Raw genomic sequence first — 22958 nt, 5'->3', positions numbered from 1 at the left:
TTCGGTTCGGATGCATTCTCCGTCACAACCGAATGAAGGGGCCTTGCGTTCCGAGCGAAGCATGGCTTTTCGTTTAGCCGGCGAGGGGGAGGGGCGGCTGCAAGGGCAGGCCGGCGGAAAGGCCCGCGAAGCTTTTCGTCAGGCCGCGGTCGCCGGCGTGCTGCGCGCCTTTTCCACCAGTTCGCGGTTGCGCCGGTTCTGGGCGAGCCATTCCTCGCCGCCTCTGGTGTCGCGGATCATCTCCAGATCGGCGAGCGTCTCGTCCATATCCGGCTCGATGGCCCGGTCGGAGTAGAGCCGCCGGTCGGGGTCGCGTTTCACCTCGCGGTAGATGCGGTAATAGGAGGCGATGTTGACGGCGTAGCGCAGGTGCTTGACCACCGTTTCGGCGACGAAGCGCGGATAGAAGACGAAGGGGCTTTCGATCGGCAGGCCGGAGCGGCGATCGAGCCGATGCTTGACGCGGAAGAAGCCGCCTTCCAGCGGATGCACGCCTTCCACTTTCACCGTCAGGTAGAACCAGACGATGAGGAAAAGCTTGTTGCCCGGCCGCCCGCGCCTATGGGCGGCGGCGCGGCGGATGATCGTCTTCAGGTGGTCGCGCGAATAATAGCTGTCCCAGGCCTCCTTGTAGACCTTGTCCCATTCGCCGTCGCTCATCTTCGGATGGTGGGTGACGCGGTGGTCGAGGTCGTATTTGTTCAGATCGGGGTCCATCCACTCGCCCTTGGCGAGCATGTTTTTGTGGTCCTCCGAGCCGGGAAGCGGCGTCAAGTTGAAGAACTCCAGCAGCTCCAGCGGCAGTTCGCGCTTGATGATCTCAATGTCGCGCAGGATGGATTGGCGCGTATCGCCGGGAAAGCCGAGGATATAGCCGGCATAGGTGGTGGCGCCGTGTTCGCGCCACTTCTGCAGCATCTTGCGGTATTCGGTGATCTTGTTCTGCCGCTTCTTGGCAGCCATCAGATTGTCCGGATTGATGTTCTCCAGGCCGATGAAGACGCGCGTGGCGCCGGCTCTTACCGCCTTCTCGATGAAGTTCTCGATCTTGTGGCAGAGCGTGTCGACCTGGATGGCGAATTTGATGTCGAGGCCCTCGCCCTCACGCAGGGCGATGAGCCGGTCGAAGAAGCTCTCCCAGTGGCGGTTGCGGGCGAAATTGTCGTCGGTGATGAAGAAGCGGTCGATGCCCTGGGCGACGTTCTCGCGGATGATCGTCTCCAGGTCGTCGGCGGTGCGAAAGCGCGACTTCCTGCCCTGCACGTTGATGATGGTGCAGAAGGAGCACTGGAAGGGACAGCCGCGGCCGAGATCGAAGGAGGAGTGCGAGCCCGCCGTGTGCTTCAGATGCTTCCTGGGCAGGATGGGCGAGGGGGCGTTGGAGATGTCCGGCAGGTCGTCCATGTAGTTGTAGAGCGGCTTCAGGGCGCCGTTCCAGGCATCCTTGAAGACGATATCGAGCCGGTTCTCCTCCGCCTCGCCGGCGAAGATGGAGATGCCGAGATCCATGGCTTCGCGGATCTCCGACGGCAGTTCCGGCAGCATGGCGAGGCAGCCGGAGACATGGAAGCCGCCGATGACGACGGGGATATCGGCGGCGCGGAACTTGCGCGCGATGTCGACGGCGCGCGGGAACTGGTTCGACTGCACGCCGACAAGGCCGATCAGCGCCTTGCCGCCCTCGGCCTGCAACTGGCGGATGATCTTTTCGGGAAAGACGCGCCGGTTGGTCTCGTCATAGGTATCAAGGCGGATATCGACGCCTGTGCCCAGCACCTCGCGGCGGCGGCAATCCTCGGCAAGCCCGTTGAGGCAGGCGAGCGTGTTGGACGGGATGGCGGAGCGCACCCATTGGATCGGGTAGCCGTCGTCATCGTAGTGCGTCGGCTTGATCATGACGAAATGGAAGATGCTTTCTAGCGCCGCCATGTCGTTCGGACCCCTCTTGTCGGCGAGGCGCCCCTTCTAAACCAAAGTAACCTTTGCCGAAAGACGAGGCCGAAAGGTGCGCGCTGGCGGCGCGTGGCAGGGACCGCCGAACTCGACTAGAAGATGCGTCGGGGGGCGCTCTTGCCGCTCGCGCGCGGTTAACTTATATGTCAATTCTAGATGCTATCAGGTGCGCAAGGCTGGAAGGCCGGCTGAAGGCCGCGCGGCCTGTCGCTCCCTGGGCAGGCGAGCCGAGGGTGTTCTTGATGTGCCAGCCCTTGACGAAGGCGATCGAAACCGGGCGCGCCGGCTCTGAGGACCGCGAGCGCAAGCGCTGGGCGATGCTGGAGGCCGATATCGGCCATTTCGTCGAGGGCGGCTATGTGACGGAGGACCTTCTGAAGCAGCTGAAGCCGGCGAAATTCGAGCATTGGGAGCTGCGCAGCCGCAAGCCTCGGCCCTCGCTCAGGGTCTTCGGGCGCTTCGCGATGCCGGATGTCTTCGTCGGCACGCATGTGGTGCGCCGGGACGAACTGGGGGGAATGTGGTCGGCCCGGTTCGAGCAGGAAAAGCTCGTATGCGAGGAAATCTGGGCCGAGGCCGGCCTGCCTTCAGCGCCCTTCACCGACGCGCCGCATTTCCGCTACGAGCGCTACATCACCGACAATGCACGCCAGAGGATCGCAGTGCCATCATGAGCTATCGCTACGAGGCGGCGTTGTTCGCCGCACGCAACAGAAACCGGGTCTACGAGGCGGTGATCAAGGCGCTGGAAGAGGCCTGCGCGGAGAAAGACCTGACGCGCAAGGAACTCGCCGAGAAGATCGGGCGCAAGCCCTCGCAGATCAGCCGCTGGCTCTCCGGCCCGTCGAACTGGACGCTCGATACCGTCAGCGATCTCCTTTTCGCCATCGACGCTGAGATGGATTATGACGTCGTGCCCTTCGCGGCGCGGGCGAAGTCCAATCGCTGTCATGCCGTCGCCATGCCGTTGCGGGAAGGGGACGCGGTCTCGGTGGAGAAAGACCCGCTGGCGAACGATACGGAGGTCAATCTGCCCGACCTTCACGTGCGGATGGCGGGCTGACCTTGGCCAGGGCCCTCAAATTCGCCAACGCCATCCTTTGCGAATACGCCGCGCGCGGCGACCGCAAGAAGCATACCCTCGTCAACATCTATTCGGGCGACGTGGTGGTCCGCAGCTTTCCCGCGCGGTTGCAGTTCGGCATCTATGCGGAGTTCGTTCCGCAAAGCGAGGAGACCATCGAGCTGTCGCTCGACGTCGTTCTGGGCGAGCAAAGGCTCGCCACGATCGAGGTCGGCGTGACGAACCACAAGGCGGGCCTGCCGACGCCGATCCTGGTTTCCTCCATGCAGGTGAACGTGGAGAAGGAAGCGCGCCTGGAACTGGTGGCAAGGCGCCCCGGCTATCGAAAGACGGTGGTTCTTTCCAAGCGCATCTTCCAGGGGGCGGTGGCGGAGGTCTAAGCTCGCAGGCGCCGGGCGCGTCCGCGCGCGGCGACCCCGCCGCCTTTCAGTTCGTTCCCGATGTCGTTTCCTTCGTTCTCAAAGACCTGTCGCGGCTGCCGCGTGGCGATGCGAGATGCCGACGAGCGGCCGCTCCCATGCTGAGCATCGCCGAAATCATGGTGGTGGCGGCCGGCGCGCTTGCCGGCGGCTTCGTCACCGGGCTTGCCGGCTTCGGCACCGGGCTGGTCGCTCTCGGCTTCTGGCTGCATGTGATGGAGCCGGCCCCGGCGGCGACGCTGGTGGCGATCTGCTCGGTAGCGGCGCAGGCGCAGACCATGCCGGCGATCTGGCACGCCGTCGACCGGCACCGCATCTGGCCGATGGTCGCCGCCGGCCTTGTCGGCGTGCCGGTCGGCACGATGCTTCTCTTGCGGCTCGACATCGAGCATTTCCGGCTCGGCGTCGGGCTGTTCCTCATCGCCTTCTCCGCCTTCATGCTTTTCGGCGGGGTGCGTGCCAGCCTCAGCTGGGGCGGGCGCCTCGCCGACAGCGCCGTCGGCTTCGCCGGCGGCATCATGGGGGGAGTTGCCGGATTGTCGGCGCCGCTGCCGACCGTCTGGGCGACCTTGCGCGGCTGGCCGAAGGACGAGCGGCGCAGCGTCTTCCAGGTCTTCAATCTTGTCATCCTCGGCGCCGTCGTCGCCTGGCATCTTCTGTCAGGCCTTCCCAGGGACGGGCTTTTCGCGCTGACGCTTCTGGCGCTTCCGGGAACGGCGCTCGGCGCCTGGCTCGGCGCGATGCTCTATCGCCGGCTCAGCGATCGGCGCTTTCATCGCCTGGTGCTCGTCCTTCTGGGATTGTCGGGCATCACGCTTCTGGTGGCGGGCTGAGGCGCGGCGCCGCATCGCATCCCTTGTTCGCGTCGGGGATTCGGGCTAGCCAAAAGCCGCTCTTACACGCCGCGCTGAAGCATCGGAGGCTTTACTCGCATGCTCGTTCTCATCCTCGGTCTGATCCTGTTTCTCGGCGCACATTCGGTGCGGATCTGGAACGAGGGGCTGCGCGATCGCCTCATCGCCGAGCGCGGCGCGGGGGTGTGGAAAGGCATCTACTCGATCGTCTCCATTCTCGGCTTCGTGCTCATCGTCTGGGGCTACGGGCTGGCGCGCGAGGCGCCCATCCCGATCTGGGAGCCGCCGATCTGGACCAGGCATCTGGCGCTGCTCCTCAACGGCGCCGCCTTCGCCCTTGTGGCGCTCAACGGCTCCAAGGGCCCGGTGCGCGCCGCCGTCGGCCATCCGATGATCCTGGGCGTCAAGGTCTGGGCCTTCGCGCATCTCATCTCCAACGGCACGCTCGCCGATATCATCCTTTTCGGCTCCTTCCTGGTCTGGGCGGTGGCGGATTACGCGGCGGCGCGCCGACGCGACAAGCGCCAGGGCGTCACCTACATGGCGGGGCCATGGCGGCCGGAGCTCATCCGCATGGGTGTGGGGCTCGCCATCTGGCTCGCCTTCATCCTCTTCCTGCATCAATGGCTGATCGGCGTCGCCCCGCTCGGTTGAGCGGGGTCGGAGTGGCGCTAACCGAAGGGAGGAAGTTCGCGTGTCCCAACACAAGCCTTTGCGCCGTCTGACGGCGGTCGATATCGCCAGCCGAAAAGGCGGCGAGAAGATCGTCTCCCTGACGGCCTATCACGCCCATACGGCGAGCATCGTCGACCCTTACGTCGACTTCATCCTGGTCGGCGATTCGCTCGGCAACGTCATGCACGGGCTGGAAAACACCATTCCGGTCACGCTCGACATGATGATCTTGCAGGGCATGGCGGTGATGCGCGGCTCCAAGCGGGCGCTGGTCGTCGTCGATATGCCCTTCGGCTCCTACGAGGAGTGCCCCGAACAGGCCTTCCGCAACGCCGCCCGCATCCTCAAGGAGACGGGCGCCGGCGCGGTCAAGCTGGAGGGCGGCAAGCACATGGCGGAGACGGTCGCCTTCCTGACCCGGCGCGGCGTGCCGGTGATGGGCCATGTCGGCCTGACGCCGCAATCGATCAACACGATGGGCGGCTTCCGCGTCCAGGGGCGCAGCGAGGCGGCCCAGAAGGAACTGGAGGAGGACGCGGTGGCGATCTCCAAGGCCGGCGCCTTCGCCATCGTCATGGAAGGTATCGTGGAGCCGGTGGCAAGGCGGATCACCGAGGCGGTGCCGACGGTGACCATCGGCATCGGCGCCTCGTCAGCCTGCGACGGTCAGGTGCTCGTGCTGGAGGACATGCTCGGCCTCAACGAATGGGTGCCGAAATTCGTGCAGAAATTCGGCTCCCTGCGCGAGCATATCGAGGAGGCCGTGACGGCCTATGCGGAGGCGGTCCGCGATGAGAGCTTTCCCGGCCCCGATCATGTCTACGGCGAGAAGGTCGCCAAGGCCTGAGGCTGCGGCTCTGCCATCTGCGGCGGCCTGAGCGGTGGCGGACATTGCGCAGGCAGGGCAAAGTGGATAGGTTCCGGCGCGCTTTCCCGAGACGGCGTTTCCCCGGGCGGCGCGCTCCCATGGCGCCACACAAGACGAACGTAACGAGGCGATGACCCACGACGACCGCACCTCCGACCACTTCATCCGCGAGGTGGATGAGGAGCTCCGCCGCGAGCAGTTGAAGGGTCTTTGGGACCGCTTCGGCATTTACATCATCCTGGCCTGCGTTCTGGTCGTCGCCGTCACCGCTGGCTATCGCGGCTATATCTGGTGGCAGGGCAAGCAGGCGGCGGAGACGGGCGACCGCTATCTCTCGGCGCTCGCCTTGATCGAATCGGGCCGCGCGTCGGACGGCCGGGCGATGCTTGACGAACTGGTCGCGGAAGGCAGCGGATACGGCATGCTGGCGCGGCTGCGCCAAGCGGAGCTGGCGGCCGCGGGCGAGGATCGCGGTGCCGCGCTGGCGGCCTTCGACGCCATCGCCGACGATGCGTCGGTGCCTCAGGTGATGCGCGACCTTGCACAGGTGCGCGCGGCGCTGATCGCGCTGGATACCGGCGATCTTGACGGCGCGGGGCAAAGGGCAGAGCCGCTTAGCGAGGCTGGCAATGCCTGGCGCTATTCGGCGCGCGAGATTCTCGGCGTCGTCGCCTATTCGCGCGGCGATCTTGCCGCCGCGCGCGAGCACTTCATCTCCATCCAGACGGATGCGCAGGCGCCGCGGAGCCTCAGCCAGCGGGCGGGTCTGATGCTCGCCGTGATCGATGGTCAGCTCGGGCCGTCCGCCGGGGCGGAAGCGGGGGCGGAAGGCGCGGCTTCCGACGATCCCGACACAGAAATGACGCAATAAGGCCCTTTGGAGCCGGCGAGGATAGCGGGCGGAGCGATGACTAGGCAGACGACAATCTGGATTCGGCTGGCAAGCCTTGCGGCGCTGGCGGGCCTCGTCTCGGGATGCAGCTCGCTCGGGGCGATCAACCCGTTCTCGGAGCGCGAGGAAATCCTTCCGGGCGAGCGCTACGACGTCCTGGTGGTGGACGAGGCCAACCGCGCCGATGGCTCGCCCTCCATCGGGGCGGCGAGCAACAGCGATTGGCCGCAGCCAGGCGGCAACGCCGCCAATGCGCCGGGGCATCTGGCGCTGGCCGGCAATGCCTCGGCGACGGCCTTCCGCGCCCGGGTCTATGGGTCGGGCAAGCGCGTGGCGCGCGCTTCGGCGCCGCCCATCGTCACCGGCGGGCGCATCTTCGCCTACGATGCCGACGCTACCGTGACGGCGCTCTCCACCGGCGGCGGCAAGGCCTGGGCCGTGTCGCTGAAACCGGAGGGCGAGAAGAGCCGTTCGCCGGGCGGCGGAGTGACCTCGGCCGGCAACGTCATTCTCGCGGCCACCGGCTATGGCGAATTGGTGGCGCTCGATCCGGCGACCGGCGGGCGCGTCTGGACCTACGATCTGAGGGCGCCGGCACGCTCGGCCCCGACGGCGGCCGGCGGCAAGGCCTATGTGGTGACGCAGACCAACGTGCTGCATGCCGTCAATCTCGCCGACGGCACGGAGGCCTGGAGCTATCCCGGCATTCCGGAGAATGCCGGCGTGCTTTCCGGCGCCAGCCCGGCGGTGGTCGGCAATACGGTGATCGTGCCCTATTCGTCGGGCGAAGTGATCGCGTTCAACGCCGACAAGGGTGAGTTGCAATGGGCCGACGCGGTCATCCGCTCCACGCGTACCCTGGCCGTCTCCGGCCTTACCGACGTGGCGGCGAGCCCCGTCGTCTATGACGGCGTCGTCTACGCGACCGGCGTCTCGGGCCGGACCATCGCCGTGTCGCTGCGGACCGGCGATCGCATCTGGGAGCAGAATATCGGCGCGGCGGCGACGCCCGTCGTCTCCGGCAACGCCATCTTCCTCGTCGATTTGCAGGACAACATGGTGGCGCTCGACCGGCGGACCGGGCAGCCCTTCTGGCAGACGGCGATGCCGGTGGTGCGCAAGAAGCGCTTCTTCTCCACCTGGGTCGGGCCGGTTCTGGCCGGCGGCACGCTGTGGGCGGTTTCCAACGACAAGAAGCTTATCGGCGTCGATCCGGCGAGCGGCCAGATCACGGCCGAGCGCTCCATCCCAGATCGCGGCGTTCAGAGCCCCATCGCGGCAGGCGGGCGGCTCTATATCGTCACCGCCGACGGGTCTCTGACGGCCCTGCAATAGGCCGGCGCGTCATGGCGGTGACGCTCGCCCTTATCGGCCGGCCGAATGTCGGCAAATCGACGCTGTTCAACCGGCTGGCGGGGCAGAAGCTTGCCCTCGTCGACGACCGGCCGGGGGTGACGCGCGACCGGCGCGAGGCGCCGGCCAAGCTCGGCGATCTCGACATCGTGCTCATCGACACGGCCGGGCTGGAGGACGCTTCCAGCGAGAGCCTGCAGGGGCGCATGCGGGCGCAGACGGAGCAGGCGCTGGCCGAGGCGGACATCGCTCTTTTCATGATTGACGCGCGCGCCGGCGTGACGCCCGACGACGAGCATTTCGCACGCCTCGTGCGCGCCGCCGGCCGGCCGGTGGTGCTGGTCGCCAACAAGGCGGAGGGCAGCGCCGCCGATGCCGGGCTTCTGGAAGCCTATGCGCTCGGCTTCGGCGAGGCGGTGCCTATCTCCGCCGAGCATGGCCTCGGCATCCCCGATCTCTACGAGGCGATCGTGGGGGCGCTGGGGGAGGCGCCGGAACCGCTCGCCGATGAGGAGGCGCCCGGCGAAGAGGAAACCGCGCCGGAGCTTGCCAAGCCCATTCGGGTGGCCATCGTCGGTCAGCCGAATGCGGGAAAATCGACGCTAGTCAACCGGCTCATCGGCGAGGAGCGGCTGCTCACCGGCCCGGAAGCCGGCATCACGCGCGACGCCATCGCCGTCGACTGGCAATGGGACGGTCAACCCTTCCGGCTGATCGACACGGCGGGGCTGCGCCGCCGGGCGAAGGTCGTCGACAAGCTGGAAAAGCTCTCCGTCGGCGATGCGCTGCGGGCCATCCGCTTCGCGGAGGTGGTGATCCTCGTCATCGACGCGACGATGCCGTTCGAGAAGCAGGATCTGCAAATCGCCGATCTCGTCGCCAAGGAGGGCAGGGCGCTGGTGCTGGCGCTCAACAAATGGGACCAGGTGCGCGATCCGGCAGCGGCGCGGAGGGAGCTGGAGGCCGATCTCAACCAGACGCTGGTGCAGGTGCGCGGCGTGCCGCTGGTTCCGATCTCGGCGCTGACGGGCGCCGGCCTCGACAAGCTGATGAACGCGCTCGCTTCCGTCTACGGCATCTGGAACCGACGCGTGTCGACGGCGGCGCTCAACCGCTGGCTCGACCATCTCGTCTCGCGCCATCCCCCGCCGGCCGTCTCCGGGCGGCGGCTGAAGCTGAAATACCTCACCCAGTCGAAGACGCGCCCGCCGACCTTCTTTCTCTCCTGCTCGCGGCCGGAAGCGCTGCCGGAGGCCTATAAGCGCTATCTCGTCAACGGCCTCAGGGAGGATTTCGGGCTTTCAGGGGTACCGATACGGCTGATGACGCGCACCGCCACCAACCCTTACGCGGATGCCCGCGGCAAGGGGCCGAGCGGCGGACGCCGGGGCGGGCGCTCAGGCCGCAGCGCGAAAGCTTAAGAACTTCTTCGTCGCGAAGTCGAAGATGATGTCGCTCTTGTCGAAGTCCGGCGAGGCGAGCTCCACCAGGCTCGGCGCCAGTTCCGAGGGATGCGGCAGCGTCTCAGGATCCTCGCCCGGCATCGCCTTGGCGCGCATCTGCGTGCGCATGGGGCCGGGATTGACGATGACGACCCTGATCGGCGTGCGAGCGGTCTCGTGGGCATAGGTGCGCGCCAGCGCCTCCAGCGCCGCCTTGGAGACGGCATAGGGGCCCCAGAAGGGCTTCAGATCTTGGGCGACGCCGGAAGACAGGAAGATGACCTTGCCGGCGTCGGAGGCTTTCAGCAGCGGGTCGAGGGTGCGCAGGAGGCGCCAATTGGCGGTGACGTTGACCGCCATCACGTCGTCCCAGTCCTTGGCCTTGACATGGCCGAGCGGGGAAAGCGTGCCCAGGATGCCGGCATTGGCGAGGAGGATGTCGAGCTTTCCCCAGCGCTCGTGAATGGCCGCGCCGAGCCGGTCGATGCCCGGCCCGTCCTTGAGGTCGAGGGGCACGAGCGTGGCGGCGCCGCCAAGGCCGCGGATCTCGTCGTCGAGCTCCTCAAGCGCGCCTTGGGTGCGACCGAGGGCGACGATATGGGCGCCGGCTTGCGCCAGCGCCTTGGCGGCGAAATAGCCGATGCCGCGCGTGGCACCGGTGACGACGGCGATACGGCCTTCCAGCGGCCGGGATTGAGAAGTCATCCTGCCTCCACAAGCAGGCTTAGCTGGCGCACACCGCCCTTCTGCTCCTGATCGGTGAGGGCAGTCGGGTACTCGCCAGTAAAGCAGGCATCACAATATTGGGGCGCCAGGGCGTCGCGGCCTTCCTCGCCGACGGCGCGGTAGAGCCCGTCGATCGACAAAAAGGCGAGGCTGTCGACGCGGATGAAGTCGGTCATCTCCGCAATCGTCATGCGCGACGCAAGCAGCTTGGCCTTTTCCGGCGTATCGACGCCGTAAAAGCAAGGGTTGGTGGTGGGCGGACTGGCGATGCGCATATGCACCTCCGAGGCGCCGGCATCGCGCACCATCTCCACGATCTTCAAGGAGGTCGTGCCGCGCACGATGGAATCGTCGACGAGCACGACGCGCTTGCCCTTGAGGATGGCGGAATTGGCGTTGTGCTTCAGCTTCACGCCCATATGGCGGATGGAATCGGAGGGCTCGATGAAGGTGCGACCGACATAATGGTTGCGGATGATGCCGAGCTCGAAGGGAATGCCGCTCTCCTCCGCAAAGCCGATCGCCGCCGGATTGCCGCTGTCGGGCACCGGCACGATGAGGTCGGCATCGGCCGGCGCCTCGCGGGCGAGCTCGCGGCCGATGCGCTTGCGCGATTCGTAGATGGAGGAGCCGGCGATGACCGAATCGGGCCGGGCGAAATAGACGTGCTCGAAGATGCAGAAGCGCGGCTTCATCTGTGGGAAGGGCTTGATGGAATCGATGCCGTGCTCGGTGACGACGACCATCTCGCCGGGCTCCACCTCGCGTACCAGGCGGGCGCCGATAATGTCGAGGGCGCAGGTCTCGGAGGCCAGCACATGGGCGCCGTCGAGATCGCCGAGAAGCAGCGGGCGCACGCCGAGCGGATCGCGGCAGCCGATCATCTTCTTCTCCGACAGCGCCACCAGCGAATAGGCGCCCTCGATCTGCAACAGCGCCTCGATCAGCCGCTCCACCAGCGGCACTCTGCGGCTGGTGGCGATGAGATGGATGATGGTCTCGGTGTCGGAGGTCGACTGGAAGATGGAGCCGCGCTTCTGCAGGTCGCGCTGCAAGGTGCGGGCATTGGTGATGTTGCCGTTATGAGCAACGGCGAAACCGCCGCCGACGAATTCGGCGAACATCGGCTGGACGTTGCGCAGGACCGGGGCGCCGGTGGTGGAATAGCGGTTATGGCCGATGGCGTTGTCGCCGGCGAGCCGGCCAATGACGGAGGGCTTGGTGAAGTTGTCGCCGACGAGGCCGATATGGCGCTCCACATGGAACTGGCGTCCGTCATAGGAGATGATGCCGGCGGCCTCCTGGCCGCGATGCTGCAGCGCGTGCAGGCCGAGAGCGGTCAGGGCGGCGGCCTCGGCGTGGCCGTAGATGCCGAAAACGCCGCATTCCTCGTGGAAGCCGTCTGCGCCCGCCACGTCGAAGGGATGCGTATAGAGATTGAGCATGGCTATTGCGAGAGCTGGCGGCTGAGGGCGTTCTGGTCGTCGGCGTCATAGCCACCGGCGGCGTCGCCAGAGGATTGCGGCTGGCCCTGACGCTCGGCGTCGAGCTGGCGGAAGCGTTCGATGATTTCCGCCTCCGGGTCCTCCGGCAGAACGTTCATCAAATCCTCGCCCATGGCGTCGAGCCAGGGCTTGGAGCGCGCCTCGCCGATCCACTCCGGCTGATTGTCCGGAGAGATGAAGAAGTTGAGGAAAAGCACGGCGATGACGACGAGGAGCAGCCCGCGCGCGGCGCCGAACAAAAAGCCGAAGGTGCGGTCGAGCGGCCCGGCCTTGGAATCGAGGATGAAGTCGGAAATGCGCATCGTCACCAGGGAGACGACGATGAGGGTGAGGAAGAAGATACCGGCGACGGTGACGACCATGGCGATGGTGCGATCGTCGACGTAGCCTTGCGTAAAGGGCAGCACATCCTGCCAGAACATGTAGGTGACGATGGCCGCGATCACCCAGGAGGCGATGGAGAAGACCTCGCGGGTGAAGCCGCGGATCATGGCGAGCATCGCCGAGATGAACATGACCAGGATGAGCACGCCGTCGAGAAGCGTTATCGGCATGAAGGACAGCCTCCTGAAGCGCCGCAGCCGGCGTGGCGCTCATGCATTCTTGGTCAACTCTGTCATCTCGCGTTCAGGCCCTAGCCGGCAATCGCCTCGGCCCGTGCGGCGAAGGCGGCCACCATATCGGTCAAGCTCGCGATCTTGTCCAGAGCCAGCCCCGTCTTTGCGTCATCGCTGCCTGCTGCCGGCAGAAAAGCCTTGCGAAAGCCCAGTTTCTCCGCCTCTTTCAGCCGCGCGGCCGCTTGCGGCACGGCGCGGATTGTGCCCGACAGGCTGACCTCGCCGAAATAGATGGTCTCCGGCGGGCTCGCAACCCCGAGGCGCGAGGAGATGAGCGCCGCCGCAACGGCAAGGTCGGCCGCCGGCTCGGCCAGCCGCAAGCCGCCCGCGACGTTGAGATAGACATCAAAAGGGCCGAAAGCGAGGCCGCAGCGCGCCTCCAGCACGGCGAGCAGCATGGCGAGCCGGCTCGGATCCCAGCCGACGACGGCGCGCCGCGGCGTGGCGAGCCCGGAAGCGGAGACCAGGGCCTGAACTTCGACCAATAACGGCCGCGTTCCTTCCATGCCGGCGAAAATGGCGGTGCCGGGATTATGCGCCTCGCGCTCGCCGATGAAGAGGTCGGAGGGATTGGCGACTTCCTTCAGCCCGTCGCCGGTCATCTCAAAGACGCCGATCTCGGCGGCGGGGCCGAAGCGGTTCTTCACCGCCCGCAGAAGACGGAAGCGGTGGCCGGCATCGCCCTCGAAATAAAGCACGGCATCGACCATGTGCTCCACCACGCGCGGGCCGGCGATCTGCCCGTCCTTGGTGACATGGCCGACGAGGATGACCACGGCGCCCGTCGCCTTGGCGAAGCGGATGAGGTTCTGGGCGGCAAGGCGCACCTGCGTCACCGTGCCGGGCGCGCTCTCGGCAAGGTCGGTCCACATCGTCTGCACCGAATCGACGATGACGATATCGACCCGCGGGCCCGCCTTCAGCGTGGCGAGGATATCCTCCACATGCGTCTCGGCGGCGAGCTCGACCGGTGCGGAGGCGACGCCCAGGCGCTCGGCGCGAAGGCGCACCTGATCGACGGCCTCCTCGCCGGAGACATAGACGACGCGCCGGCCGCAAGCGGCGAGGGCGGCGGCCGATTGCAGAAGAAGGGTCGACTTGCCGATGCCCGGATCGCCGCCGACGAGAAGGGCGGAGGCCGGCACGAAGCCGCCGCCGGTCACCCGGTCGAGCTCGGCGATGCCGCTCTCAAGCCGGGGCGGGCTTTCCGTCTTGCCGGAAAGGGCGTGCAGCGACACCACGACGCCGCGGCCGGCCGCCGTCGCGGCGGGAAGGGCGGGGCCCTCCTCCTGGAGCGTGTTCCATTCCCCGCAGGCATCGCAGCGCCCCTGCCAGCGCGAGGCGACCGCGCCGCAATTGGCGCAGACGAACTGGCTCTTGGCCTTGGCCATCAGCCTTCCTGTCCAACATAGCGGCGGCAGGCGCGGCGCGAGAGGCCGGTCAGAAGCTCATAGGCGATGGTGCCGGCATGACGGGCGACGGCATTGATGTCGATATTGGGCCCGAAGAGCTCGGCCCAGCGCCCGGGCGCGGCAAGGCCTTGCGGCAGATCGGTGACGTCGACGGCGATGAGGTCCATGGAGACGCGGCCGACCAGCGGGGCGAGATGTCCCTCAATGCACACCAGCGCGCCGGAGGCGGCGTCAGAGGAGCCGGCGGCGCGCAGATAGCCGTCGGCATAGCCGGCGGCCAGGATGGCGATGCGGCTGGTGCGCTTCATGGTTTCCACCGCGCCATAGCCCACCGTGTCGCCGCGCGGGACCGTGCGCACCTGCAGAATGCGCGCTTCGGCGGTGACGACCGGGTCGGAGACGGCCTGCGGATGCGAGGCGCCGCCGTAAAGGGCGATGCCCGGGCGCACCAGATCCTGATGGAAGGTGGGGCTGAGATGGATGCCGGCGGAATTGGCGAGCGAGGCGCGGGGCAAGCGCAAGAGCGCCTTGGCCTCAAGAAAGCGCCGCAATTGCGCCTCGCTGGCGCCGTGCGCGGGCTCGTCGGCGCAGGCCAGATGGCTGAGGAGAAGGTCGACACCCTCGCCGGGTCCGCCGGAGCGGGCGAGATTTTCCGCCTCTTCGAGCGACAGGCCGAGCCGGTTCATGCCCGTATCCACATGCAGCGCCGCCTGGCCGCGCTCCTGCCATCGGCGCCAGCGCTCAACTTCGCCGAGATGGCCAAGCACAGGGCTGAGGCGATGGGCGGCGTAGAGTTCGGCGGCCTCGTGGAAGAAGCCGCCGAGCACATAGATCGGCGCCTGCGGCACGGGGCTTTCGGCAAGCGCCCGGCGCAGCGCGACGCCTTCTTCCGGCAGGGCGACGAAGAAGGTGCGCGCGCCGGCCGCGGCGAGGGCCGGACCGGCGGCGGCAATGCCGATCCCATAGGCGTCGGCCTTGACGACCGCGGCGCATTCGGCCTGCGCGGCGAGCCTTGCAAGGCGCCGCCAATTGCCGGCGAGCGCGGCAAGGTCGATGGTCAGACGAAGCCCGGCGGCTTTCTCTCTCACGGCGTTTTCCTGGTTTGCCCCGTCCTCGCCGGCCAGCCGATCGGCATCCAGCCTGGCGGCCTCAATCATAGCGCACGGGCGTGCGCTCGTCGCGCGCCAGCGAGGAGAAGCGGGTGACATCCGCCTCGAAGGCGAGCTCCACCGTGCCGGTCGGGCCGTGGCGCTGCTTGCCGATGATCACCTCGGCCTTTCCGGCGGCGCCTTCCATCTCCGCCTGCCACTTAAAGAACTCCTCCGTGCCTTCCTTCGGCTTCTTGTTCTTCAGGTAATATTCCTCGCGATAGACGAAGATGACGACGTCGGCGTCCTGCTCGATGGAGCCGGATTCGCGCAGGTCGGAGAGTTGCGGGCGCTTGTCGTCGCGCGCCTCCACCTGGCGCGAGAGCTGGGAGAGCGCCAGGACCGGCACGTTCAGCTCCTTGGCCAGCGCTTTCATGTTGGTGGTGATCTCGGTGATCTCCTGCACGCGGCTGTCGGAGGAGCGGCGGGAGGAGCTGGACAAAAGCTGCAGATAGTCGACGACGATGAGGTCGAGGCCGCGCTGGCGCTTCAGCCGCCGCGCCCGGGCCATAAGCTGCGCGATGGAGATGCCGCCGGTCTGGTCGATATAGAGCGGCATCTTCTGCATTTCCTGGGCGGCGACGACGATGCGGTCGAACTGATCCTCGTGAATGGCGCCGCGACGGATATCGGAGGAGGGCACGCCCGATTGCTCGGCGATGATACGGGTGGCGAGCTGCTCGGCCGACATTTCCAGGGAGAAGAAGCCGACGATACCGCCATCGACGGTCTTGATGGTGCCGTCATGCTGCTGCTCGCCACGCCAGGCGCGCGCGATGTTGTAGGCGATGTTGGTGGCCAGCGCCGTCTTGCCCATGCCCGGGCGGCCGGCGAGGATGATGAGGTCGGAGGGCTGCAGGCCGCCCATCAGCCGGTCCATGTCGTCGAGCCCGGTGGCCACGCCGGAAAGGTGGCCGTCGCGCTGATAGGCGGCGCCCGCCATGTCGATCGCCGTCTTCAGCGCCTCCGAAAAGCCCTGGAAGCCGCTGTCGTAGCGGCCGGTCTCGGCGAGCTCGAAGAGGGCGCGCTCGGCATCCTCGATCTGCACGCGCGGGGTCAGGTCGACCGGCGCCTCGTAGGCGACGTTAACCATATCCTCGCCGATGGTGATCAGCGAGCGGCGGATGGCCAGATCGTAGATGGTGCGGCCGTAATCGCCGGCATTGATGATGGAGGCCGCCTCGTAGGCGAGGCGGGCGAGGTATTCGGCGACGGTGATCTCGCCGACCTTCTGCTCCTCGGACAGAAAGCTCTTGATGGTCCTGGGATCGGCGACCTTGCCGAGGCGGATGAGCTGGCTCGCCGTCTCGTAGATGCGCTGATGCAGCGGGTCGAAGAAGTGCGGCGGCTCCAGGAAATCGGAGACTTTGTAGAAGGCTTCGTTGTTGATGAGGATGGCGCCGAGCAGGGCCTGCTCCACCTCCACATTGTGCGGCACCTGGCGGGGAAGAGCGGTATCGGCGGGGCGTAGGCGGGCAGCGGCGGCTGTCATCTGGGCTTTCGACTAGGGGCTTTCGGCGACTGTTCGGCGAGCCTTCCGGCTCCTTGGTTAACCATCCCTTAAGCGGCGCAATCGAAGCCAGCGAGTTGGTGCCGTCAGCTTTGAGTCTTTTCCTTGCTCGACTTGGGGAAAAGAGGCTTTTGGCCGCGATCCAGACGGAAAAGGTTGACCGTTCCAAGTTTACGGCGATTCGCCGCCTTAGGCGAACGAAATAGAAACAAAAAGGGCGCCCGGCGGGCGCCCTCGCTGGCATTGCGTCAGAAACGGCTTAGAGCTTGTCTTCCGTCTCGGCCTCTTCGGCCTCCTGGGAAAGCTCGGGCGCCAGCTCGGTCTCTTCGGGGTTCTCGAAGACCTCCTCGATGGCGAGCGCCTCCGTCTCCTCCGTCTCTTCCTCTTTCTCGACGGCGAAACGGTCGGCCGTCACGTCCTCGCCGCGGGCCTGGCGCTCCGCCTCGTCCTCGCTGCGGGCGATGTTGAGGGTGATCGGCGCCTCGACCTCCGGATGCAGCGAGATCTGGATGGGGTGCAGGCCGAGCGTCTTGATCGGCCGGTCGAGCCAGACCTGGCTGCGGGCGACGGAGAAGCCGTCCTCGCCGAGAATATCGGCGATGTCGCGGGTGGAGACGGAGCCGTAGAGCTGACCCGTCTCGCCGGCGGAGCGGATGACGATGAAGCTCTTGCCGGAAAGCTTCTCGGCGACCGCGTCGGCCTCCTTCTTGGCTTCCAGGTTGCGCGCTTCAAGGTGGGTCTTCTCGCGCTCGAAACGGGCGCGGTTGGCGTCCGTGGCACGCAGGGCCTTGCCCTTGGGCAGAAGGAAGTTGCGGGCATAGCCGTCGCGCACCTTCACCTCGTCGCCCATCTGGCCGAGCTTGGCGACGCGCTCCAGAAGAATGACTTGCATGTTTTTTCTCCTTGCTGTCCCGCCGGCACGGCGCCGGTCGGTTAGAGGCGGCCCGGAAGGACCGCCCCAGCGGGTTGAAAGCCTATTTCAGGACGTAGGGCAGAAGGCCGAGAAAGCGGGCGCGCTTGATGGCCTTGGCCAGTTCGCGCTGCTTCTTGGCGGAGACCGCGGTGATGCGCGAGGGCACGATCTTGCCGCGCTCGGAGACGTAGCGCTCTAGGAGCTTGACGTCCTTGTAGTCGATGCGCGGCGCATCCTCGCCGGAGAAGGGGCAGGATTTGCGGCGGCGGTGGAAGGGCCGACGGGTCGGCAGCTGGGCGATATCAACCATTGTCTTATGCCTCGTCGTCTCTGCGCCGCTCGCGCTCGCGGCGGCGGCGCTCGTCGCGCTCGCGCTTCTGCATCTGCACGGAGGGCTCTTCCTCGTGCTCGTCGACGCGGATGGTCATGAAGCGGATGATGTCCTCGTTGTAACGCATCTGCCGCTCCATCTCCGCCAGCACGTCGTGCGGGGCGTCGATGTTCATCAGCGCGAAATACGCCTTGCGGTTCTTGGCGATGCGGTAGGCGAGGGACTTCATGCCCCAGTTCTCCGTCTTACCGACGGAGCCACCGGCATTTTCCACCACGCCCTTGTAGTGATCCACCAGCTCGTCGACGCGCTGGCCGGACACGTCCTGGCGCACCAGGAATACATGCTCGTAAAGTGACATTGGCTTGCCTTTCATCTTACGACCCGCCGGCGCGGAGCCTCACCGAAGCCTCAGTTCCGCATGCCCCGGAAGGAGCGGAGAAAGGCTTTAATGTGCGTCTTCGAAGAGCGGAGACACCGAAAAGCGGCTTGGCTTGACAAGCCTCGAGCGCAGGATGCACACCCGTTTCCGTTCAGCCCCCGGCCGAAGCCGGTCGTATGGCGCGCTTATAGGGATTTTGCCGGTCGATGCAAGCCGGCGAGCCGAGAGGACGGCAACGCGGCCTTGCCTGTGGGCGAGAATGCACGATGCTTGCGTTGGCTGCCTCATTATCGTCCCATGCGGGCGTTTAGAGCAGCCCCGCATCCAATCCGACCCCAAGACTTGAGCGGAATTTCCCGCATGCCCTTCTCCGTTCCGCGAGCCCTCTCGCTGCCCATGCTCCTTCTTGCGGCGCTGATGGCGCTCGCGCCCCTCGCCGAGCCGGTCTCGGCGCAGTCCCTGCTGGTTCCAGGCCTGTCCGGCGGCGGCTCGGGCGAGGCTTCCGGCGAGAGCGGGGGATCGGAAGGGGCCGTCAGCAGCGAGCTCAAGGCGAAGCTCCTCGCCGATATTTTGAAGGACGATAGGGCGCGCCAGGCGCTGATCGAAGAGCTGGAACGCATCGCCGATCCGCAGGCAGCGGATTCTCAGGTCGCCGCTAGCGAAGAGCGCATCGACGAATCATTCGCGCGTCGCCTCGCCGACGGCACCAAGGCCATCGCCGAGGCGAGCTTCGGCGTGGTGGAAAAGCTCTGGCGCGACCTGACGGGCCTTGGAACCGCGGCCGCCGAAGCCGACCGGCTCGATTGGGACAGGTTGTGGGACGTGGTGCTGCGCCTGCTCGGGACGATCGCCGTCACCATCGTCAGCCTGCATGGCATGAGCTTCCTCTTGCACCGCCTGGCGGGCTTCTTGTGTCGGAAGGTCTCGGGGCCTAAAGCCGTGGTGCGCACGGTCTGTTTCGTCATCGAGACATTGGCGGACGCGCTGGCGCTCGCCATCGCCTGGACGCTCGGCTTCACCTTCGCGATCGTGGCCATCGCCTTCTTCTCGGGCGGCCGGGAGCTGCATGTGGAGCAATCGCTCTACCTCAATGCGTTCCTGATCGTCGGCGGCATCCGCATCTTGCTGCGCGCCGTGCTCGCGCCAAGGCCGCACAAGACGGCGCTGATTCCCTTCCGGGAGAACGTGACCGACTTCGCCTTTCGCCGCATTCTCTTGCTGGCGCAGCTGCTCATCTATGGCCTTGGCTTCGTCGTGCCGATGGCCAATGCCGACCTGTCCTTCCTGGTCGGCCGAGGCCTGCGTGTGCTCATCATGATCGTGGTGGCCGGCATCGCCCTCGCCTCCATCCGCGTGCTGGCGCACCGGCTGAAGATGCCCGACGACCAGCCTCCGGCAGAGGATATCGGCGGTCAGCTTCTGCGCTTCATACGGTGGGTCTGGCCGTGGCTTGCCGCCCTTTACGTGCTCGCCATCTTCGTCATCGGCGTGACGAAGCCCTATCTGCTCGTCTCTTTCGTCGGCGGGGCATCGGTGCGCACCGCCCTTGCCATCGGCATCGGCGTTGGCCTCATCCTGCTTCTCAGGCGCGCGGTCAAAGGCGGCATCCGCGTGCCGAAATGGCTGTCGCGCAATACCACCTTCCTGGAGCAACATCTCAACCGGCTGATACCGCTGCTGTTGCAGATCGCCCGGATCCTGATCGTCGTCGCGGTGCTTTTTGCCATTGTCGATGCCTGGGATGTCTTCGACACGTCCAGATGGCTGACCTCCGATACCGGAACGGAGGCGACCGCGCGCTTCGTCGCAGCGTTCATCATCGCGGGCGGCGCCTATGGGCTGTGGATTTTGACCTCCGCCTGGATCGAGCATCGGCTGAGCGGTGCGAACGGCTCCCTACCGAGCGCGCGGGCGCGCACGCTCCTGTCGCTGCTGCGCAACGCCCTGACCATCGCTCTCATCGCCATTGGCGGCATGCTGGTGCTGGCCGAGCTCGGCGTGAATATCGGCCCGCTGCTGGCCGGTGCCGGTGTTCTCGGCCTTGCCGTCGGTTTCGGCGCGCAAAAGCTGGTGCAGGACATCATCACCGGCGTCTTCATCCAGTTCGAGAATGCCATCAACGAGGGCGACGTGGTGACGGTCGCCGGCATCTCCGGCGTGGTGGAGAAGCTCACCGTGCGTTCCGTCGGCATCCGCGACCTGTCGGGCGTCTACCATATCGTGCCCTTCTCCTCCGTGGAGGCGGTGTCGAACTTCATGCGCAAGTTCGGCTATCACCTCGCCGAGATCGGCATTGCCTACCGTGAGAACGTCGCCGAAGCGAAGGAGGCGATGCGCGAGGCCTTCGAACGGTTGAAGGAGAGCGATTTTGGTACCGACATCATCGACGATTTCGAGATGCACGGCGTCGTTTCGCTGGGCGATTCGGCCGTGGTGATCCGCGCCCGCGTCAAGACGCTGCCGGGAAGCCAGTGGGCGATCGGGCGTGCCTATACGGAATACGTGAAGGAGGTCTTCGACGAACGCGGCATCGAAATCCCGTTCCCGCACCGCACGCTCTATCTCGGCACCTACAAGGACGGCAGCCACGACACCCTGCCGATCTCCGTCGCCGAACTCGGACAGGGCGGCGAGGCGCTGCCCAAGGCCGGCGAGGGCGGGTCGGCTCAGGCGGAGGGGGCGGCCGCGCCCGCCGCGCCGGAAGACGAGAAGAGCCGCCCAAAGCGCCGCCGGCCGCGGCGTCGGCGCAGCGCCGAGCCGAAGTTGCCCGAGCCCAAGCAGGATGGCGGCTATGACGACGGCGACTGAGGCCACAGAGCGCTCAAGATGGCTTGGCGGGCACGCCCCGGCGCGCGGCGGCGTTATGGCCGCGTCGCTGCGCCTTGACACTCAAGCGCGGGCATGATCACTCCGCGCGCGATTTTCTCAACGGTCGGCACGCCGCCGGCCGTCACGGCGCCTTCACCGCGCCATAGAACCTGACGACAAGGAGAGCCCATGGCCATTGTCTTCGCCTTTCCGGGGCAAGGCTCGCAGGTGGTCGGCATGGGCAAGGCCCTGGCCGAGGCCTATGCTGAGTCCCGCTCCGTCTTCGAGGAAGTGGACGACGCGCTCGGCGAGGCCCTGTCCAAGACGATTTTCGAGGGGCCGGAGGACGCGCTGACGCTGACCCGCAACGCCCAGCCGGCGCTGATGGCGGTTTCCATGGCGGCGCTGCGCGCTCTTGAGAAATACGGCATTTCGGTGCGCGAGCATGCCGATTATGTCGCCGGGCATTCGCTCGGCGAATATTCCGCGCTGGCGGCGGCCGGCAGCCTTTCCATCGGCGATTCGGCACGGCTCCTGCGTATCCGCGGCGAGGCGATGCAGCAGGCAGTGCCGGTCGGCGAGGGGGCGATGGCGGCGATTCTCGGCCTCGACGTGGAAACCGTGCGCGAGGTGGCGGACAAGGCCAGTCAGGGCGATACCTGCGAGGCGGCGAACGACAACGCGCCGGGGCAGGTGGTCGTCTCCGGCGCCAAGCGCGCCGTGGAGCGGGCGGTCGACGTGGCCAAGGCACGCGGCGCCAAGCGCGCGATGCTGTTGCCGGTTTCCGCGCCTTTCCATTGCTCGCTGATGCGCCCGGCGGCGGAGCGGATGGCCGATGCGCTCGCGGCCGTGGAGATCGAGGCGCCGGCCGTGCCGCTCATCGCCAATGTCACCGCCAGCCCGATCAGCGAGGTGGCGCAGATCCGTCGACGTTTGGTGGAGCAGGTGACGGGGATGGTGCGCTGGCGGGAATCGGTGGAATGGATGGCCGGTAACGACGTCGGCACGATGGCCGAGATCGGGGCGGGCAGGGTGCTTTCCGGCCTCGTGCGGCGCATTGCCCCGCAAATGACGACGCTCGCCGTCGGAACGCCCGAAGAGGTAGTGAAGGCGGCCGAAGCCATCGCCGCCGCCAAGCAGTAGGAAAAGGGAGAGACGATGTTCAGCCTTGAAGGAAAGCGCGCGCTCGTGACCGGAGCCAGCGGTGGCATCGGCGGGGCGATCGCGCGCGCCATGCACGCCCAGGGTGCAGTCGTCGCCCTCTCCGGCACGCGCGAAGAGGCGCTCTCCAAGCTGGCGGGCGAACTCGGCGAAAGGACGCATGTGCTTGTCGCCGATCTTGCCGATTCGGCAGCCGTCGACGCTCTCGTGGGGCGCGCGGAGGAGGCAATGGGCGGGCTGGACATCCTCGTCAACAATGCCGGCCTGACGCGCGACGGGCTCGCCATGCGCATGAAGGACGCCGATTGGGAGATCGTCATCAAGGTGAACCTGGAAGCGGCGTTCCGCCTGTCGCGCGCGGCGCTGAAGGGCATGATGCGCCAGCGCAACGGCCGCATCCTCAACATCACCTCCGTCGTCGGCGTGACCGGCAATGCCGGCCAGGCGAATTACGCCGCTTCCAAGGCCGGCCTGATCGGCATGTCGAAGGCCCTGGCGCAGGAAGTCGCCAGCCGCGGCATCACGGTCAATTGCGTGGCGCCGGGCTTCATCACCAGCGCCATGACGGACGCACTCAGCGAGAAGCAGCGCGAGGGCATTCTGGCGGCGATCCCGGCAGGCCGGCTCGGCGGAGGGGACGATATCGCCGCCACGGCGGTTTTCCTGGCGAGCGAGGAGGCCAGCTACATCACCGGACAGACGCTGCACGTGAATGGCGGCATGGCGATGATCTGAGGCCGGGACAAGCGCCTGCGACAGGCGCTTTGGACTGCTGGTCAAGGCAAACGAAACATGATAACGGACCGCCCGACCGTCCCCGTTCGAGCCCTCGTCCGCGCGGCCTTCCGGGTTTTTTGAGGGATACGGGCCGTTTTCTTAAGTCACACCAGATCAAGGCAATCGAG

General features: G+C 66.6%; 22 protein-coding genes. 12 read left to right on the top strand and 10 right to left on the bottom strand.

Translation table 11 applies throughout. The features are described 5' to 3' along the window. Positions 1-138 precede the first annotated feature (138 nt). Complete coding sequence (locus Q331_RS0100400; RefSeq protein ID WP_026379033.1) at positions 139-1929, bottom strand: B12-binding domain-containing radical SAM protein; 1791 nt, start codon at positions 1927-1929, stop codon at positions 139-141. A gap of 266 nt (positions 1930-2195) precedes the next feature. Between Q331_RS0100400 and Q331_RS23875 the strand changes: the two genes are divergently transcribed. The 9 genes from Q331_RS23875 to der all read left to right on the top strand — a co-directional run bounded on the left by Q331_RS23875 (position 2196) and on the right by der (position 9519). Continuing rightward, complete coding sequence (locus Q331_RS23875) at positions 2196-2627, top strand: hypothetical protein (protein WP_026379032.1); 432 nt, start codon at positions 2196-2198, stop codon at positions 2625-2627. Continuing rightward, a complete protein-coding gene (locus tag Q331_RS0100390; RefSeq protein ID WP_026379031.1) occupies positions 2624-3016 on the top strand; it encodes a helix-turn-helix domain-containing protein in 393 nt (130 codons plus the stop codon). The genes Q331_RS23875 and Q331_RS0100390 overlap by 4 nt, the downstream gene beginning before the upstream one ends. 2 nt (positions 3017-3018) lie before the next feature. Continuing rightward, a complete protein-coding gene (locus tag Q331_RS0100385; RefSeq protein ID WP_026379030.1) occupies positions 3019-3417 on the top strand; it encodes a hypothetical protein in 399 nt (132 codons plus the stop codon). Positions 3418-3554: 137 nt separating this feature from the next. Continuing rightward, positions 3555-4289: a sulfite exporter TauE/SafE family protein gene (locus tag Q331_RS0100380; protein WP_026379029.1), complete on the top strand. Its 735-nt coding sequence runs from the start codon at positions 3555-3557 to the stop codon at positions 4287-4289. A 99-nt stretch (positions 4290-4388) separates the two neighbouring features. Beyond that, positions 4389-4964: an NnrU family protein gene (locus Q331_RS0100375; RefSeq protein WP_026379028.1), complete on the top strand. Its 576-nt coding sequence runs from the start codon at positions 4389-4391 to the stop codon at positions 4962-4964. A gap of 40 nt (positions 4965-5004) precedes the next feature. Further along, positions 5005-5832, top strand: coding sequence for a 3-methyl-2-oxobutanoate hydroxymethyltransferase (gene panB / locus Q331_RS0100370; protein ID WP_026379027.1), 828 nt, complete (start codon positions 5005-5007; stop codon positions 5830-5832). A 151-nt stretch (positions 5833-5983) separates the two neighbouring features. Next, the gene (locus Q331_RS0100365) at positions 5984-6724 is read left to right on the top strand and encodes a tetratricopeptide repeat protein (RefSeq protein ID WP_026379026.1); all 741 of its coding nucleotides are present in this window, start codon (positions 5984-5986) and stop codon (positions 6722-6724) included. Between the two features lie 36 nt (positions 6725-6760). Continuing rightward, positions 6761-8080, top strand: a complete 1320-nt coding sequence (locus Q331_RS0100360; RefSeq protein WP_026379025.1) for an outer membrane protein assembly factor BamB family protein — start codon at positions 6761-6763, stop codon at positions 8078-8080. Positions 8081-8091: 11 nt separating this feature from the next. Further along, a complete protein-coding gene (gene der / locus Q331_RS0100355) occupies positions 8092-9519 on the top strand; it encodes a ribosome biogenesis GTPase Der (RefSeq protein WP_026379024.1) in 1428 nt (475 codons plus the stop codon). On the opposite strand, the gene Q331_RS0100350 is transcribed toward der, so the two are convergent. From Q331_RS0100350 to rpsF, 9 genes are all read right to left on the bottom strand, one after another. After that, positions 9496-10245, bottom strand: a complete 750-nt coding sequence (locus Q331_RS0100350; RefSeq protein WP_026379023.1) for an SDR family NAD(P)-dependent oxidoreductase — start codon at positions 10243-10245, stop codon at positions 9496-9498. The two genes, der and Q331_RS0100350, sit on opposite strands and share 24 nt — an antisense overlap. Beyond that, on the bottom strand, positions 10242-11711 hold the full coding sequence (gene purF / locus Q331_RS0100345; RefSeq protein ID WP_051630234.1) for an amidophosphoribosyltransferase: 1470 nt from the start codon (positions 11709-11711) through the stop codon (positions 10242-10244). Before purF ends, Q331_RS0100350 begins: the two co-directional genes overlap by 4 nt. Before the next feature lie 2 nt (positions 11712-11713). Further along, complete coding sequence (locus Q331_RS0100340) at positions 11714-12325, bottom strand: CvpA family protein (protein ID WP_026379021.1); 612 nt, start codon at positions 12323-12325, stop codon at positions 11714-11716. An 80-nt stretch (positions 12326-12405) separates the two neighbouring features. Continuing rightward, positions 12406-13779, bottom strand: a complete 1374-nt coding sequence (gene radA, locus Q331_RS0100335; RefSeq protein WP_026379020.1) for a DNA repair protein RadA — start codon at positions 13777-13779, stop codon at positions 12406-12408. Continuing rightward, entirely contained in the window at positions 13779-14888 is a 1110-nt protein-coding gene (gene alr, locus Q331_RS0100330) for an alanine racemase (protein WP_026379019.1), read from the bottom strand. The genes radA and alr overlap by 1 nt, the downstream gene beginning before the upstream one ends. A gap of 61 nt (positions 14889-14949) precedes the next feature. Beyond that, complete coding sequence (locus tag Q331_RS0100325; RefSeq protein ID WP_026379018.1) at positions 14950-16440, bottom strand: replicative DNA helicase; 1491 nt, start codon at positions 16438-16440, stop codon at positions 14950-14952. 277 nt (positions 16441-16717) lie between these two features. After that, positions 16718-17350 (bottom strand): 50S ribosomal protein L9, encoded by a 633-nt coding sequence (rplI, locus tag Q331_RS0100320; RefSeq protein WP_026379017.1) that lies wholly within the window; start codon positions 17348-17350, stop codon positions 16718-16720. An 82-nt stretch (positions 17351-17432) separates the two neighbouring features. Next, positions 17433-17681, bottom strand: coding sequence for a 30S ribosomal protein S18 (rpsR, locus tag Q331_RS0100315; RefSeq protein ID WP_026379016.1), 249 nt, complete (start codon positions 17679-17681; stop codon positions 17433-17435). Positions 17682-17685: 4 nt separating this feature from the next. Continuing rightward, complete coding sequence (rpsF, locus tag Q331_RS0100310) at positions 17686-18063, bottom strand: 30S ribosomal protein S6 (protein ID WP_026379015.1); 378 nt, start codon at positions 18061-18063, stop codon at positions 17686-17688. A gap of 381 nt (positions 18064-18444) precedes the next feature. Here rpsF and Q331_RS19265 point away from each other — a divergent pair, with 381 nt between their 5' ends. The 3 genes from Q331_RS19265 to fabG all read left to right on the top strand — a co-directional run bounded on the left by Q331_RS19265 (position 18445) and on the right by fabG (position 22788). Next, positions 18445-20892 (top strand): mechanosensitive ion channel domain-containing protein, encoded by a 2448-nt coding sequence (locus Q331_RS19265; RefSeq protein WP_051630232.1) that lies wholly within the window; start codon positions 18445-18447, stop codon positions 20890-20892. Positions 20893-21081: 189 nt separating this feature from the next. Beyond that, positions 21082-22035, top strand: coding sequence for an ACP S-malonyltransferase (gene fabD / locus Q331_RS0100300; protein WP_026379014.1), 954 nt, complete (start codon positions 21082-21084; stop codon positions 22033-22035). 15 nt (positions 22036-22050) lie between these two features. After that, positions 22051-22788, top strand: a complete 738-nt coding sequence (fabG, locus tag Q331_RS0100295) for a 3-oxoacyl-[acyl-carrier-protein] reductase (RefSeq protein ID WP_026379013.1) — start codon at positions 22051-22053, stop codon at positions 22786-22788. Positions 22789-22958 lie beyond the last annotated feature (170 nt).

This window comes from Afifella pfennigii DSM 17143, from assembly GCF_000688515.1.
Lineage (GTDB): Bacteria > Pseudomonadota > Alphaproteobacteria > Rhizobiales > Afifellaceae > Afifella > Afifella pfennigii.
The sequence above is the reverse complement of the archived record's forward strand: the minus strand, read 5'-3'. Positions and strand labels throughout refer to the sequence as shown.